We start from the raw sequence: 16020 nt of genomic DNA, 5'->3' as shown, positions 1-16020 counted from the left end.
GATGCACTAGATCACCACCTGCGTGCCGATTTCAACCACGCGCCCGGTCGGGATGTGGAAGTACTCGGTGGCGTCGGTCGCATTGCGTGCCAGGGCGATGAAGATGCGATCGAACCAGAGCGGCATCCCACCCTTCGGCGAAGGCTTGAGCGACCGCCGCGACAGGAAGAACGAGGTGCTCATGATGTCGAACTTCCAGCCCAGCTTGCGCGCCAGCGCGAGGGCCTTCGGGATGTTCGGCGTCTCGATGTACCCGAACGTGACGACCACCCGGTAGAACAGGTCATTGTAGGCATCGATCCTGATCTTGTCCTCGTCGGCGACGCGTGGCCTGTCCGACGTCATCACCGTCAGGATCACGTTGTGCTCGTGCAGCACCTTGTAGTGCTTGAGGCTGTGAAGCAGCGCCGTCGGTGCACCCTCGATGTCGGACGTGAGGAACACCGCCGTCCCCGGCACGGTCGTAGGCTTCTTCTTCGACAGGTTCTCGACCAGGAACTCGAGCGGGACTTCGTCGCGGCGGGTCTTCTCCGTCAGCCGGCGGCGGCCGACGATCCAGATGAACATCATCGACGCAACGACCGTAGCCACGACCGCCGGCACCCAGCCGCCCTGCGGGAACTTGGCCGCGTTGGCGAGGAAGAAGGCGAGGTCGATGATGAACAGCGGCACGATGATCGCCAGCGCCGCCACGAGGTTCCACTTCCACAGCCGCCACATCACGATGAACAGCAGCACCGCCGTGACCAGCATCTCGCCGGTCACCGCGATGCCGTAGGCGGCCGAGAGTGCGCTCGACGAACGGAACCCGATGACCAGCACGACGACGCAGATGAGCAGCAGGAAGTTGACCTGCGGCATGAAGATCTGCCCCGCAACCTCCTCGGACGTGTGCCGAACCTCGAGGCGAGGCAGGAGGTTGAGGTGCATGGCCTGCCGCACGAGCGAATAGGCGCCCGAAATCACCGCCTGGCTCGCGATCACCGTGGCGACCGTCGCCAGCCCGACCATCGGCAGCAGCGCCCAGTCCGGCTGCATCTGGAAGAACGGGTTCGTCACCGTCTTGGGATGGCTGAGCACGAACGCGCCCTGCCCGAAATAGTTGAGCAGCAGCGCCGGAAACACGAGGCAGAGCCACGCCACGATGATCGGCCGGCGCCCGAAATGGCCGAGGTCCACGTAAAGCGCCTCGGCGCCGGTCACGGCCAGGAACACCGCGCCCAGCACGACGACCGAGATATGGGAATGCGTGAACAGGAACTGGATGCCGTACAGCGGATTGAGCGCCAGCAGCACCTGCGGCGCATCGGCGATATGCAGCAGCCCCGTGAGCCCCAGGATGATGAACCACGCCGCCATCACCGGCCCGAACACCGTGGACACGCGCGCCGTACCCAGCCGCTGCACCATGAACAGTCCGACCAGGATCACCACCGTGATCGGCACCACCCACGGCGTCAGCCGCGGCTCGACGACCTCGAGGCCTTCGACCGCCGACAGCACCGATATTGCCGGCGTGATGATCGCGTCGCCGAGGAACAGCGCGCCGCCCACGATGCCGAGACCGAGGATCCACGCCGGACGCTTGGCGAAGGCATTCGACGCCAGCGTCATCAGCGACAGCGTGCCGCCCTCGCCCTTGTTGTCGGCGCGCAGCACGAACGTCACGTACTTGATGGTGACGACGATGGTCAGCGCCCAGATGATGAGCGAGAGCAGGCCCAGCACCTCACGCTCGGACGGATTGCCGCCCGTCGCATGCAGGGCCTCGCGGAAGGCGTACAGCGGACTGGTACCGATGTCGCCATACACGACACCAAGCGCGCCGATGAGGAGGACGGGCAGATTGGCGTTCGTCGCGTGGCCGGCCTGATCGGTCGCCCCAGCGCCGGCTGACAGGCCGGACGGAGTCGTCTGCGTCATATGCCCTTCGCTCACCCAGTTGGCGGGTGGGCGGGTCTCTACACCCGCCCATCGGCACACTCAACGGACAAATTCCGCCGAAGTTTCGCTTTTGGCCGTGGACAGTAAGGCCGATTGGGAGAGTTGCGCAAGCAAAGGGGCGGCGCCATGGGATGCGCCGCCCCAGCCAGGGTGCGAAAGGAGGAAGAACCCCGGCAAACTACCGGTGGGCTGCTTACGCTGCCTTGGTCGCAGCGGCGGCATCAGCAGTGCGCGCTGCCTTGGTGGCATTGGTCCACCACACCAGGTTGTCGAGCAGGTCGGGCACGAACATGTCGAACTTGCCCTTGGCATCGTCCCAGCTCTGCTGGCCCATCATGATCGGCATGAAGTCGGAGCCACCGATGTGGATGCCCTGGCGAACCGGGACAGCCTGCACCTCGACCATGATGTTGCGCAGGTGCTCGACGGCGCGGGCACCGCCGACCGAACCATAGGCCACGAACGCGGCGGCCTTCTTGATGAAGGGCGTGTAGGCCCAGTCGATGGCGTTCTTCAGCGCGCCGGGAACCGAGCGGTTATACTCGGCGGTAACGAAGATGTAGCCGTCGAACTCGTTGAGCTTGGCCTGCCACTTGGCAGCCGTCTCGTTCGGGGTCGGCATCCAGGCGTCGGACGCGGCCGCGTCGAACAGCGGAAGCGGATAGTCCGCGAGATCGACGATCTCGACATCGATATCGCCGCGGGCGGCGGCATGGTCGGCGATCCACTTGGCCGGCTTGTCGCCGAAACGGGTGGGACGGATCGAACCGACGATCACTGCAATCTTGGGTTTGGTCATCTGCTGCACTCCAGTAACAAAATGTGACTAGAGCCAAATAAGTGCCCTGCCCACCCAGCCGCAAGCAGGCACCGTTATGGATCGGGCGCACAGCCGCGACACCCAGTTACACCCATGTCCCTGCGGTTACCTGCGGGTAAGCAAAGGCAGCCCGGCGGTTTCGGGCGCAATCGCGACCCGCCCGCGGGGCTGTCCGTCACTATCGTCTGTTTGGGGAAATGGATCGTTCGCGATCAGCGAACAGCCGATCAGCGCAAACCGAAGGCGTAGGTCCACGCCAGGGCCTTCAGCCCGGAATCATCAAGCTCGGGATGCCGCGGCTGGAGCTGCTCGATGGCACGCTCGGTCAGGCTCTTCTTGGAGCGCTTCTCGAGTCCGTCGATCGGCTGCTGCAGTTCCTCGAGCAGGTCGAGGATGCGCCCCTTGAGCGCGGAACCCTCCGCCTCGCCGAACCGCTGGATGAGATGCGGAGTCTTGGCGCGCGGAAAGGGCGAACTGCCGAACCCGGTGTACAGCACCAGGGCCTCATTGATCGGATCGCTCATGACCTGCTCATACGCCAAAGCCACTAATCCCATATGCAACCCACTCCCTGTCTGGAAGTCCTGAGCATGCGGCATCCACTGTTGAAGCGGACTAAGCGTCATCGGCAGCACTTGAGCGGCTTTTTCCCCTGCACCGCAGGGTGACCGTTAACCCCTTCGGGAATGAGTGGCGATGCGCGACCCGAGCAGCAGGTCGTGCGATTTCCAGCGGCATCGAGCCAGCAGGCCGCAGGACGCCTGTCGCCCAAGGCGAAGGCAGAACTCCACCTCACCGCGCCAACCCGCGGCGCGATCTCACCGCAGTTGCAGCCCGATAGCTCGATCGCCCACCGGGCTCAGTTGAACCAGAAGGCGTAACCCCAGATGGCATCCCCGAACACCCGGTTGGCCGCCGCGAAGGACTCGGCGTTGGCGACCGGACCGTCCTTGAGGAACGGCAGCGCGTCATAGCCCGAGATCAGCAGCACGAGGTCGAAGCGCGTGGAGTTCTCGAAATAGGCCTTGAGGTCGAAGCCCTTCTGGAAGCGCCAGTGCGGCACGAGCAACTCTCCACGCAGGATCTGGTCGGCCGTGTCGAGTGTGGCCAGCCAGGCCTCGACCGTCTCGTCCGTGACCTGCGCATCGGGCACCAGCGGCGTCTGGCGCGGGCTCGGCACGAGCTCGCGATTGTCGTCCGTCTCGGCGAGGATCGCCTCCCAGTTCCGGCGCGACAACGCCGTCACGGCTTCGAGCCGCGACAGCACGCGCTTGAGGCGCGCAGGCTCGACCACGGGGAAGTTCAACGTGTGAACTGCCGCGATCAGGTCGGCAATGGCGTTGTCGGAATTGGGATCGAGCAACACGGTCGCTTCCGACCTGATGTAGTCCTGCATGGGCAGGCCGGCGCGCGGGAACAGCCGGTGGAATGCGACATCGACGAGTTCGTGGAAATCGTGAGCCAAGAGGAAGTCGGCCTGCGCGGCGACGACCTGGCTGTAGCCGGCAAGCCAGATGGCGTCCGCGCGATCAAACCCGATCGTGACATCGGGAACCGCATCCTGTGGCGCATTCTCGCTCGGCTGGCCGGCCGGCGGCACCGGCGCGCCGAACATCGAGGCCAGCACGCCGCCGATCGTTTCCGCCTCGTTGCTGCGGCCGTCGCCGTCGACATCGATCCGGATGCGCATGACATCGACCGGCACGACATAGTCGCCGAGCTCACCCGCGTCGAGCAGCGCTTCCTTGGCGGCGTCCATATCATTGACCAGCGCGGCAAGGAGCCCGCGGAATTTGGCGTAGTCCAGCGGTTCCGGGTTGGGATTTGGTGGCACCGGCACGATGACCGCCGGCCCCATCGGGCCCGTGTCAGGGGCGGCAAAGCCATGTCGGTAAAGCCCCTGCGCGAGATGCTCGACGCCCTGGACGAAGCGGATCAGGCCGATGCCGAACCGGCCCTCCATTTCATATCGCTCGTCGAACGGCTTGAGAGCCGCAAGACCCTCCGACAGCGAGCCGGCATAGAGGTGCTGCCGCGCGAGATCGCCGGCCTCACCGGCGATTGCGGGCAATGCTAGCGCGGCAAGACCTGCCGCAGCGATGGACCTGAGCATGACGTCTCCAAAGTCGCCCCCCGGCTATTTGGCAGCCAATTCAAGCCACTGATCTTCATCGAGCACAAGTATGCCCAGCGCCTGGGCGTCCTTGAGCTTTGACCCGGCCCCCGGCCCTGCAACCACGATGTCGGTATTCTTGCTGACCGACCCCGCCACCTTGGCCCCCAGCCGCTCCGCCATGGCCTTGGCCTCGCCGCGTGTCAGCTTCTCGAGCGAACCGGTGAAGACCACCGTCTTGCCGGCCACCTCGCTGTCGGCCGAGACCGTGACGACATAGTCCCGCGGCTTTACCTGCTCCAGCAGCCGGTCCAGCACTTCGACGTTGCGCTGGTTATCGAAGAAGTCGCGCAGCGCCTCCCAGACCGTGTCGCCGATGCCGTTCACCGACGGAAAGACCTCGTGCAGGGCACCGCCGACGCTCGCCGCCTCGATGCCCTTGGCCCGCAGGTTGTCCATGCTCGTAAAGGTCTTGGCGAGCACCGCTCCCGTCGTTTCGCCGATGTGCCGGATGCCCAGTGCGAAAATGAAGCGGTCGAGCTCCGGCTCGCGCCGCGCGTCGATGGCGGCAAAGAGCTTGTCCAGCCCCTGGAAGCTGCGCTCCTCGACCGAGCGCGAAGCCTTGCGCACCTTGCCCGCCGCCTCGTCACGTAGCCGGCTCTGTTCCTCGCGCCGCGCGGCGAACGCCGCCTGCACCTGGTCGCGCCGGTCGCGCAGGGTGAAGATATCGGCCGCCGTCTTCACGAGGCCGGAGTTGAACAGCACGTCGATGTTCTCGGCGCCGAGGCCCTCGATGTCCATCGCACCGCGGGACACGAAGTGCTTCAGCTGCTCGACCGCCTGGGCCGGGCAGATCAGTTCGCCCGTGCAGCGGCGGCGCGAATCTTCCTTGCCGGTCTTCTCGTTGAGCTCGCGGGTCGCGGGCGAGCCGCAGACCGGGCAGACATGCGGGAACTCGAAGGGCACGGCGTCGGCCGGGCGCTTCTCGAGCACGACGCGGACGATCTGCGGGATCACGTCGCCGGCGCGCTGGATCACCACCGTATCGCCGACCCGGATGTCGATCGGCTCATCCCCGCGGATCGGCAACCCGTTGCTGTCGATGCCGGCGATGTAGTCCTCGTTGTGGAGCGTCACGTTCTCGACGACGACACCGCCCACGCCGACGGGCGCAAGACGCGCCACCGGCGCCAGTGTGCCGGTCCTGCCGACCTGGATGTCGATGGCGCGCACCGTGGTGAATGCCTGCTCGGCCGGGAACTTGTGGGCAACGGCCCAGCGCGGCTCACCGCTCGAAAAGCCCCAGCGGCGCTGCAGTTCGAGGTCGTCGATCTTGTAGACGACGCCGTCGATGTCATAGCCGAGCGACGACCGCTGCTCCTCGATGACATGATAGTGCGCGATCAGTTCCTCGATCGAGCTCGCCCGGATCATCAGCGGGTTCACCTTGAAGCCCCACGCGCCGAACTTCTGCACCGCATCGAACTGCGCCGGCGCCGGATCGGCCGTCGTGTAGCCCCAGGCATAGGCAAAGAACTTGAGGTTGCGGCTGGCCGTGACCGACGGATCCTTCTGCCGCAGCGAGCCCGCCGCCGTATTGCGCGGGTTCACATACGCCTGCCCGCCGACAGCGGCCGAGCGCTCCTTGAGCGCCTCGAACTCGGCATAGGTCATGTAGACCTCGCCACGGATTTCGATGACCTCGGGCCAGCCGGAGCCCGCCAGTTTGTGCGGAATGTCGGCGATGGTCTTGAGGTTCTCGGTGATGTCCTCGCCCACTGCGCCGTCGCCACGGGTCGCGCCCTTGACCAGCACGCCATTCTCGTAGCGCAGCGAGGCCGAGAGCCCGTCGATCTTGGGTTCGGCCGTAAAGACGAGCTTCAGGTCCTTGTCGCGCTCGAAGAAGCGGCGCGCACGGTCGGCAAAATCCTGGACGTCCTCGTCGGTATAGGCCTTGGCGAGGCTCAGCATGGGCACCGCGTGCCGCACCTTGGCGAAGCCCTCGGCCGGTGGCGCGCCCACCTTGCCGCTGAGGCTGTCCGGCCCGCGCAGCTCCGGGAACGCCGTCTCCAGCATCTGGTAGCGCAGCTTCAGCGCATCGTAGTCCGCGTCGGTCATCTCCGGCGCGTCCTGCTGGTGGTACAGCAGGTCCGCCTTGGTCAGCACCTCGTGCAGTCGGTCGAGCTCGGCCTTGGCTTCGGGCTCCGAATAACTCTCGATCTCACGCGCCTCGCCGCTCACGATACCTCCGAAATCAGCTTGCCGGCTGCGGCACGCGCTTCATCGGTCACCGTGGCGCCGGCGAGCATGCGCGCAACCTCTTCCTGGCGCGCCTTGCCGTCGAGACGACGGACATGGGTGCGCACGAATGCCCCCTCCTCTATCGCCTGCTTCTCGATCAGCAAATGACTCTGTGCCCGCGCGGCAACCTGCGGGGCATGGGTGACGGTGAGCACCTGCACCTTGTCGGCAAGGCGATCGAGGCGACGCCCGATGGCATCGGCTACGGCCCCGCCCACGCCGGTGTCGATTTCGTCGAAGATCAGCACGGGCGCCGAGCCGCGATCGGCAAGAACGACCTTGAGCGCCAGCATGAAGCGGCTCAGTTCGCCACCCGATGCGACCTTGAGAATCGGCCCTGCCGGGGTGCCCGGGTTGGTCTGCACGTGGAAGGCGATCTGGTCATAGCCGGAGCCCGCGACGCGCTTCTCGTCCACCTGCCGGTCGACGATGAATTTCGCCGAGCCGAGCTTGAGATCGGGCAGTTCCTCTCCGACTGCCTTGGCAAGAGCCTCCGCCGCCGTCTCGCGCGCCTTGGTCAGGGCAGAAGCGGCAGCATGATAGGCGCCACGCGCCGAGGTGGCGGCGGCTTCGAGCCCCTTCAGCGATTCTTCCCCGCTCTGCAGCATGTCGAGGTCGTTCCGGTGCTTGGCGAGCACGTCGCCGAGACCGTCGACCGTGGTCTGATGTTTGCGGGCCGCAGCGCGCAGCGCAAAGAGCCGCTCCTCGACCTTCTCGAGATCGGCCGGGTCGAACGCCATGTCGCGCTTGAGGCCTTCGAGCGCATCGGAGGTCGCATCGAGCGAAACCAGCGCCGTATCGAGTGCCTCGACGATGGGTTGGAATACCGCTGCGCCGGCATCGGCCTTGCGCATGAGCCGCCGCATCAACCCCGCCAGCACGGGACCGGGAGCCATCGGACCGTTGAGAATCTCATCGGCATCGCGGACTTCCTCCGCGGCCTTTTCCAGCGTCATCAGCCGCTGGCGCCGCTCCGCCAGCACCTCCTCCTCGCCCGCTTCGAGATGCAGCTCGCCCAGTTCCTCGACCACATGGCGCGCATACTCCTCGCGCGCCTGCGCCTCCGCGATCACGGCGCGCTGCCCGGCAACGGCCGCCTCGGCCTCGACCAGCGCTTCGTGCGTGGCCCAGGTGGCGCTGACCAGCGTCTCATGCCCGCCAAAGGCATCGAGCGCCGCGCGGTGAGTCGCAACGTCGACAAGCGCCCGATCATCGTGCTGGCCGTGAATCTCGACGATCAGCCGTCCCACCGCCTGCAGGAGCCCGGCGGAAACCGGCTGGTCGTTGATGAAGGCCCGGGTACGCCCGTCCGAGAACTGCACGCGCCGCAAGATGACGTCCTCGTCGTCGGCTATGGCGTTCTCGCGCAGCGCCTCGCGCGCCGGGTGGTTGCGCGGCAGCTGCAGTACCGCAACCACCTGCCCGCTCTCGGCCCCTGCCCGCACCAGCGAGGCATCGCCGCGGCCACCGAGGGCCAGCGTCAGTGCGTCGAGCAGGATCGACTTGCCGGCGCCGGTTTCACCGGTGAGCGCAGTGAGCCCCTCGTCTAGGGCGAGGTCGAGCTGGTCGATAAGAACGATGTTGCGGACCGAAAGCGCGTTGAGCATTCGGGTTGGCCCCTCGGTGGTCGACGGCCCGGAGGGCCGAACAATCTCGCAGCCGGAAATCTACCACACAAGAACAAACAGGCAACGGATTTGTTGCCTGCTTGTGGTGGAATAAACAGCGAAGGTCCGATCGAGTCCGACGGGCCCGCGCCCGTCGCCGGTCAGGTGCGCTTGAGCTGCGCGAGGCTGCTACCCGGGTTCACCTGCGGGGAAATCCCCTGCTTGGCGAGCAGGTCGAAGGCCTGCTTGTACCAGGTCGACTGCGGATAGTTATGCCCCAGCACCGCCGCCGCAGTCTGCGCCTCGGAGACGAGGCCAAGCTGCAGATTCGCTTCGACGAGGCGATAGAGCGATTCTTCGATGTGCGTCGAAGTCTGGAACTGCTCGGCCACCATGCGGAAGCGGTTGATGGCCGCCGGATAGTTGCCATTGCCGAGGTAGTAGCGGCCGACCGACATCTCCTTGCCCGCGATCTGGTCGACGGCAATCACCATCTTCTCGCGCGCGTCCTTGGCGTACTCGCTCTTGGGATAGTTGGCGACGATCAGGCTGTAGGTCTCGATCGCATCCTTCGAGATCTGCTGGTCGCGGGTGATGTCCTTGATCTGGCCGAAGTAGGAATTACCCTTCAGATACAGGACGTAAGGCACTTCCTTGGAGGACGGGAAGAGCGCCAGGTACCGGTCGGCGGCGAGAATCGCCTCAGGGAACCGGCCAATGCGGTAGTTGGCGTAGATCTCCATCATCTTCGCCTTCTCGTTGAATTCGGAGAAGGGATGCTGGCGCTCGAGCTTCTCGAGCGTGGCGATGGCGGTGACATAGCGCTGCTTGTCCATCTCGCCGAGCGCCTGCTGATACAGGGTGTCGGGCGGGATGATCGGTTCTTCCTTGATCTTGGGCTGGCCGAAGAGGTTGCAGCCGGCAAGCAGCAAAACAACACCGGCTAGCGCCACAAAGCGCGCAACACGAACCGAAACACCTGCATGCTGAGAGATCGTCACGACCTGCCCCATCCCTTGACGCACCACCGAAATTTGGCAGGCGGACTAATGACAAAAAAGATCAAAACTGTGGCGCGGCCTTAGCCGACGGACCGCAGGTAGGACCTTACGCTGAGTCCCTCGGGGACGTCGTCGAGTGCATCGAACTGAGCGGGCAACTGGTCCGCAGTCACGATCTCGTAGTTTGCCTCGCTGGCAAACAGACCGTTCAGAACGAGCGCATTGAGCGCATGTCCGCCCTTGTAGGAACGGAACCGCCCATAGATCGGCAGACCGCACAGCGCGAGATCGCCTATGGCATCCAGAAGCTTGTGACGGACGAACTCGTCCTCGTAACGCAGGCCGCCCGGATTGAGGATCCGATCTTCGTGAACCGTGATCGAATTCTCCATCGAGGAGCCTAGCGCATAGCCAGCCTGGCGCAGGATCTTGGCATCGCGCACGAAGCCGAAGGTACGCGCCCGGGACACATCGTCGTAATACTTGCGCGGCGTCCAGTCGAAGATCATCCGCTGCCGGCCGATGACACGGCTGTCGAAGTCGATCTCCAGGTCGAGCAACCGCCCATTATAGGGCTCGAGCGCAGCCGAAGCTTCGTTATTGCGGACAGTGACTTGCCGCATGATCTTGATGTAGCGGCGCGGCGCCGGCTGAACCATCAGGCCGACGGCCTGGATGCCTTCGACGAAAGGCCATGCGCTGCCATCGATGATCGGGCACTCCGTGCCGTCGAGCAGAAGGTGGCAATTGTCGACGCCCATGCCGGAGAGCGCGGAAATCACATGCTCGACCGTCGCAACCGAGACGCTGTCGCCAAGGTCGATCGTCGTGCACAGGGTCGTGCGGGTAACGCGCGAGAAATGCACCGGCACCGGGCCGACGCGGCGACCGTCTTCCAGCACCCGCGTAATGGTGTACCCGCTGTCCGGAGCTGCCGGTTCCAGGGTGAGGGTGACAGGGGCGCCGGAGTGGACACCGAAACCGCTGAATTCGAGCGCATCGGCCAAAGTCCGCTGCCGCGTCGAAAGTTTATGCATGCTCTAAAGGACTCCAGCCCCGTATCAACCCGGTGCAGTCATAGACAATAAAATCCCGGCGCGGAAGCCGCGCCGGGGCTGTGAAAACAGGCTCCTGTGGCGGCATTTAGCCGTGCTTGCGGAGGAAAGCAGGTATCTCGATATGCTCCTTGGGAGCCTGCTGCGGCGCTGCCCGACCGTGTTGGTCGAGATTGCCGCGGGCGCCCTCGGCACCGCCGGAAACCCGTGCATTCCGGGCGCCTCCAGCTTCGATGGCGCTGCGTGCAGCGGCATCATCGTCGCTCGAACGGACGTTCGGCTCCTGCCGGGCAGGCTCGTTCGACTTAAGGCTAATCCCCACATTCGACGCGAGCCGCTTGAACAGAGCGCGAGCGTTGCGAGGCTCTACTTCCTGCTTTTCTTGCGCAGCAAGTGACTGCCTTGCAACAGCAGGAAACTCCTCGGTGCGCGGCATGCGGCGCTGACCGTCCGGGCGCTCGGCACTCGACGGTACGTAAGCGCTCGGAATCGGCGCTTCGATGAGCCGCGGAGCATCTTCGAGCTGCGTGTGAGTCGCAGCCGGGATGTACGGCTCGACGGTGATTCCGTCGTCTTCCTGGTACCCGCCATAGGCTGGCTCGGTATACGTGATCGCCTCGGCGACTGCCTGTTGAACCTGGGTGTCAAACTCGGGCTCGGGCTGCTCCATCGTCACGGGCTGCTGGCGCTCAGGCATCGCCTGGCGCATCACGGCGGCCTGCAGCGGCACGCGGGCCGGGTTGGCCTTCATCGGCTCGAGCGCCTGCACCATCGTGGCGTCTGTGCCGGTGGCGACGACCGAGACGCGGATCGTGCCGGTCATGTCCGGATCGAAGGTCGCGCCGAGGATGATGTTGGCATCCGAGTCGACTTCCTCGCGGATGCGGCTCGCCGCCTCGTCGACTTCGTACAGCGTGAGATCCGGACCGCCGGTGATCGAGATCAGGAGGCCACGCGCGCCCTGCATCGACACATCGTCGAGCAGCGGATTGGCGATCGCCGCTTCGGCTGCATGCCGCGCACGATCCTCACCCGAGGCTTCGCCCGTACCCATCATCGCCTTGCCCATGCCGCGCATCACGGCGCGCACGTCGGCGAAGTCGAGGTTGATCAGGCCTTCCTTGACCATCAGGTCGGTGATGCATGCGACGCCGGAATAGAGCACCTGGTCCGCCATCTTGAAGGCGTCCGCGAAGGTGGTCTTCTCGTTGGCGACACGGAAGAGGTTCTGGTTCGGGATGACGATCAGAGTATCGACATGCCGATGAAGCTCGTCGATGCCATCCTCGGCGAGGCGGGCGCGACGATTGCCCTCGAACTGGAACGGCTTGGTCACCACGCCAACGGTGAGGATACCCTGCTCACGCGCCGCGCGCGCCACCACGGGGGCTGCGCCGGTGCCGGTGCCACCGCCCATGCCGGCGGTGATGAACACCATGTGCGCGCCGCTCAGGTGATCGTTGATCTCGTCATAGCTCTCTTCGGCGGCCGCCCTGCCCACCTCGGGATGGGAGCCGGCGCCCAAGCCTTCGGTGACAGAGACACCCAGCTGGATGATGCGCTGGGCGCTCGAGAGTGCAAGGGCCTGTGCGTCGGTGTTGGCGCAGACAAAATCCACCCCCGACAACCCAGATGCGATCATGTTGTTGACCGCGTTGCCGCCCGCCCCGCCCACACCGAATACGGTGATGCGCGGCTTCAGTTCTTGAATGTCCGGGATGGTGAGGTTGATGGTCATGTTGGCCCCATAAGTGGCGTGTGGGACCAGTATTAGTCGCCAATTCGTTAACCAGACCCTAACAATGCCCTCGAAAGCGTTAACGTGATGGCAATTTGCAAGGCGGCCTAAGCGCTTGGTTACGTTGCGTTAAGCATAGCGGTTCGGGTCACATTGTGGTGGTGCCGGCGCCCTCCTCCGCCACCCCGTCGAAGTGGGGTCTAAAAGCTCGTCCGGAGCCAGTTGCCGACGCGGGCAAAGTAGCCATCCGTACCCGTAAGGCGGACCGAGCGATGCGGCTCGACGTATTCGCCCGCACAGACCTGCGGATAGATCAGCATGCCGGAGACAGTCGCAAAGGCCGGGCCCTTGGCAAGCTCGGGCAGCCCCGAAATGCCCATCGGGCGACCGTTGCGGACGTTGCGGGCAAGGATGCGACGAGCCACCTCGGGCAAGCCGGTCAGTTCGCTGGCGCCGCCGGTCAGCACGAACCGGCGCCCGCACACGTCCATCATCCCCGTGGCCTGCATGCGGTCGCGGATGGCAGTGAGCACTTCCTCGACACGCGGGCGGATGATGCGGGTGATGTGGGAGCGCGGAATCTGGCTCGGAGCCTCGTCCCGAGTCGCCCCGACCGGGGTGATCGGAATCATGTCGCGCTCATCGGCCTGGCCGGGAAGAACCGAGCCGTACATGGTCTTGAGCCGCTCGGCCTCGGCAATGCCGATGGAAAGCGAGCGCGCGATGTCGAGGGTCAGGTGGTGACCGCCGATGGCGATGGCATCGGCATAGACCAGATGCCCCTCGGCGAAGACCGATACGGTTGTGGTCGCGCCACCGAAGTCGATACAGGCAACCCCGAGCGAGGACTCATCGTCGACCAGCGTCGCGAGGCCGGACGCATAGGGTGTGGCCATCAGCGCTTCGATCTGCAGGTGGCAGCGGTGCAGCACCAACTCGATGTTGCGCATGGCCAGCGTCTCGGCCGACACCACCGCCACGTCGATCGACAGCTTCTCGCCGACCATGTTCTTGGGATCCTTGATCCCCTTCTGGCCATCGAGCGCATAGCCGATCGGCAGCGCATGGATGATCGAGCGTTCCGGGCGCACGGAGCGCTCGTTGACGGCGCGCAGCACGCGCTGGATGTCAGCCCGCTCGACCTCCTGACCGCCAAGGTTCACTCCGGCGGAGAAGGTCTCCGAACCGAGCCGCCCGGCGGTGACATTGACGATCACCGATTCCACCGTAAGGCCAGCGGCGCGCTCGGCGATGCCCACCACCGTGCGAACGGCCTGCTCGGCCTTGTCGAGGTCGGTGATCACGCCCGACTTGATACCCGCGGACGGGCCATAGCCGAAGCCGATGATCTCCGCGGCGTGCGTCCGGCCCCTCAGCGACTTGCCCTCCGGACGGGGCACGAGCCGGGCAATAACGCAGCAGATCTTGGTCGAGCCGATATCGAGCACGGTCACCAAAGAGGTGCGCCCCGGCTGCACAGGCTTGAGCCGCGCGGTCATGGCATCGGTCATCATGGTCTTACTGGGTCCGTGTTACAGGCACGACTGGAATGGGGGCAGCGCCGGCGGCTGGCGCGCCGGTAGCGGGCGGCGCATCGATGGCCGCGAATGCCGGCTTCTTGGCCGATTTCTTCCCGCTCGCCTCGGCGATCTGCGCCGCAGCGATCTCGCCGGGCTTGAGCGTAACCAGGCCGGGCACCCGCAGGTCGATCACCGTGACGTCGCGGTCGAGCAGCGCATAGTCCTGCTGGTACATTTCGAGGCGGTCGAGTGCCTGCGCCACACCGCTTTCGGGCACCTGGACGCGCAGGCCGTTGCGATAGATGAGGTCCCAGCGACGATCGCCGATACGGCTCAGCGCTGCCAGGTTGTCGCCGAGCATCTCGTGGCGGGCGAACAGCCTCACCATGGCGACGGCATCGTCGGCAGCACCCTCCCCGATCACCAGCGGCAGATCGGTGTAGGACGCGATATCGGTGCCGATCTTCTTGCCGCTCTCGTCGATCAGCCAGGTGGTGTCGCCGATGCGCCAGCGCACGACCGGCACCTTCTCGACGACTGAGACGATGACCTTGTTGGGATAGACCTTGCGAACGGTTGCCGACTCGACGGCCCTCAGCCACTCGAGTCGCGCCTGCGCCTTCTGCGCGTCGAAGGTGAGCGTCGAGTTGCCGGTCCCGACCGTCAGCAGCGTGATGATGTCCCTGTCGGAGGTCAGCGTCTGGCCGGTAATTTCGATCGCATCGATGCCGAATCCGACCTCGGCGAACTCGCCCTGAACGAAGCGATAGACCGTCAGCCCCGCCGAAGCGATTGCGTCACGCGCCTGGAACGCCCCTACGATGACCAGCAGCGCCAGCACCGCGCCGGCGATCCGGACGATCAGTTGCCGGTGCAGCACCCAGACGTGGTTGGCCTTGACCAGCGCACGGCTGGAGCGGGGAATGACGACTGGGAACTGGCGAGGATCGACAGGCTGGGCGTTGGCGAAACTCTGGGCCCCTACCTGTTGCAACTCGCATCCTCCACCATCCAGGTGACCAGCTCCTCGAAGCTGTGACCTGCATGGCGGGCCTGCTCGGGAACAAGTGACGTTTCGGTCATGCCCGGCTGGGTGTTGATCTCAAGGCAGACGAGTTCACCGTCTGGCCCTGCTTGGTCGTTGAAGCGGAAATCCGTCCGCGATACGCCCCGGCACCCAAGCGCAGCATGCGCCTTGAGCGCCATCTTCTGCACTTTGTCGTAAATTTTCGGTTGAATTTCTGCCGGAATGACATGGCGGGAGCCGCCGAGAGCGTACTTTGCCTCATAATTGTAGAAGCTGAGGTCGGTGACGATCTCGGTCACGCCAAGCGCGACGTCCCCCATCACCGCGCAGGTGAGCTCGCGGCCGGGGATATAGCGCTCGACCATCACCTCTTCGCCCGAATTCCAGTCCTCGCGCAGCAGCTCCTGCGGCGGATGGGAATGGTCAGCCTTGACGATGAACACACCGAAGCTCGATCCGTCCGAGATCGGTTTGACCACATAGGGTGGCTGCATGACGTGCGACCGGGCGACCTCGGCCCGGTTGGCGATCGTGTGATCGGTGACCGGAATACCGACCGCCTTGAACATGATCTTGGCCTGGTGCTTGTTCATCGCCAGCGCCGAGGCGAGAACGCCCGAATGCGTATAGGGAACACGCAGGAACTCGAGCACGCCCTGGATCGTGCCATCCTCGCCGAAGGGGCCGTGCAGCGCGTTGAACGCGACGTCCGGCTTCAGCTCGCGCAGGCGCTCGGCGATGTCGTAGCCGACATCGACTTCGGTCACCGTGTAGCCGGCATTTCGCAGCGCGCGAGCGCACTCGCCGCCCGACTTTAGCGAGACGGGACGCTCATTGGCGACCCCGCCCATGAGGACGGCAACATGCTTGGTCATTGTTTGATCCTATCCGCAC

General features: G+C 65.0%; 12 protein-coding genes. All 12 read right to left on the bottom strand.

Features of this window, described 5'->3' with window-relative positions:
- Positions 1–6: 6 nt before the first annotated feature.
- Positions 7–1923, bottom strand: a complete 1917-nt coding sequence (locus tag PRN20_RS19595; RefSeq protein ID WP_273959325.1) for a potassium transporter Kup — start codon at positions 1921–1923, stop codon at positions 7–9.
- A gap of 214 nt (positions 1924–2137) precedes the next feature.
- Positions 2138–2743, bottom strand: coding sequence for an NADPH-dependent FMN reductase (locus PRN20_RS19590; RefSeq protein ID WP_273959324.1), 606 nt, complete (start codon positions 2741–2743; stop codon positions 2138–2140).
- A 248-nt stretch (positions 2744–2991) separates the two neighbouring features.
- Positions 2992–3288 (bottom strand): hypothetical protein, encoded by a 297-nt coding sequence (locus tag PRN20_RS19585; protein ID WP_273959323.1) that lies wholly within the window; start codon positions 3286–3288, stop codon positions 2992–2994.
- Positions 3289–3623: 335 nt separating this feature from the next.
- A complete protein-coding gene (locus tag PRN20_RS19580) occupies positions 3624–4877 on the bottom strand; it encodes a hypothetical protein (protein ID WP_273959322.1) in 1254 nt (417 codons plus the stop codon).
- Between the two features lie 24 nt (positions 4878–4901).
- Entirely contained in the window at positions 4902–7118 is a 2217-nt protein-coding gene (ligA, locus tag PRN20_RS19575) for an NAD-dependent DNA ligase LigA (protein ID WP_273959321.1), read from the bottom strand.
- The gene (recN, locus tag PRN20_RS19570) at positions 7115–8785 is read right to left on the bottom strand and encodes a DNA repair protein RecN (RefSeq protein ID WP_273959320.1); all 1671 of its coding nucleotides are present in this window, start codon (positions 8783–8785) and stop codon (positions 7115–7117) included. Before recN ends, ligA begins: the two co-directional genes overlap by 4 nt.
- Positions 8786–8946: 161 nt before the next feature.
- Positions 8947–9786 (bottom strand): outer membrane protein assembly factor BamD, encoded by an 840-nt coding sequence (locus PRN20_RS19565; RefSeq protein ID WP_273959319.1) that lies wholly within the window; start codon positions 9784–9786, stop codon positions 8947–8949.
- Between the two features lie 80 nt (positions 9787–9866).
- Positions 9867–10793 (bottom strand): UDP-3-O-acyl-N-acetylglucosamine deacetylase, encoded by a 927-nt coding sequence (lpxC, locus tag PRN20_RS19560; protein WP_273959318.1) that lies wholly within the window; start codon positions 10791–10793, stop codon positions 9867–9869.
- A gap of 136 nt (positions 10794–10929) precedes the next feature.
- Positions 10930–12579 carry a cell division protein FtsZ gene (ftsZ, locus tag PRN20_RS19555; RefSeq protein WP_273959317.1) on the bottom strand — a complete coding sequence of 550 codons (1650 nt, stop codon included), beginning with the start codon at positions 12577–12579 and terminating at the stop codon, positions 10930–10932.
- Between the two features lie 200 nt (positions 12580–12779).
- On the bottom strand, positions 12780–14093 hold the full coding sequence (ftsA, locus tag PRN20_RS19550) for a cell division protein FtsA (protein WP_273959316.1): 1314 nt from the start codon (positions 14091–14093) through the stop codon (positions 12780–12782).
- A 4-nt stretch (positions 14094–14097) separates the two neighbouring features.
- Entirely contained in the window at positions 14098–15093 is a 996-nt protein-coding gene (locus PRN20_RS19545) for a cell division protein FtsQ/DivIB (RefSeq protein ID WP_273959315.1), read from the bottom strand.
- Positions 15081–16001, bottom strand: a complete 921-nt coding sequence (locus PRN20_RS19540; RefSeq protein WP_273959314.1) for a D-alanine--D-alanine ligase — start codon at positions 15999–16001, stop codon at positions 15081–15083. Before PRN20_RS19540 ends, PRN20_RS19545 begins: the two co-directional genes overlap by 13 nt.
- Between the last annotated feature and the right edge of the window lie 19 nt (positions 16002–16020).

Origin of the sequence: Devosia sp. ZB163 (assembly GCF_028613635.1) — a bacterium.
Taxonomy (GTDB): domain Bacteria; phylum Pseudomonadota; class Alphaproteobacteria; order Rhizobiales; family Devosiaceae; genus Devosia_A.
This window is presented reverse-complemented; position numbering and strand designations above follow the sequence as displayed.

Coding starts and splice junctions, on each gene's coding strand:
- PRN20_RS19595 (WP_273959325.1), bottom strand. CDS start 1,923: ATGACGCAGACGACTCCGTCCGGCCTGTCAGCCGGCGCTGGGGCGACC.
- PRN20_RS19590 (WP_273959324.1), bottom strand. CDS start 2,743: ATGACCAAACCCAAGATTGCAGTGATCGTCGGTTCGATCCGTCCCACC.
- PRN20_RS19585 (WP_273959323.1), bottom strand. CDS start 3,288: ATGAGCGATCCGATCAATGAGGCCCTGGTGCTGTACACCGGGTTCGGC.
- PRN20_RS19580 (WP_273959322.1), bottom strand. CDS start 4,877: ATGCTCAGGTCCATCGCTGCGGCAGGTCTTGCCGCGCTAGCATTGCCC.
- recN (WP_273959320.1), bottom strand. CDS start 8,785: ATGCTCAACGCGCTTTCGGTCCGCAACATCGTTCTTATCGACCAGCTC.
- ftsZ (WP_273959317.1), bottom strand. CDS start 12,579: ATGACCATCAACCTCACCATCCCGGACATTCAAGAACTGAAGCCGCGC.
- ftsA (WP_273959316.1), bottom strand. CDS start 14,093: ATGATGACCGATGCCATGACCGCGCGGCTCAAGCCTGTGCAGCCGGGG.
- PRN20_RS19540 (WP_273959314.1), bottom strand. CDS start 16,001: ATGACCAAGCATGTTGCCGTCCTCATGGGCGGGGTCGCCAATGAGCGT.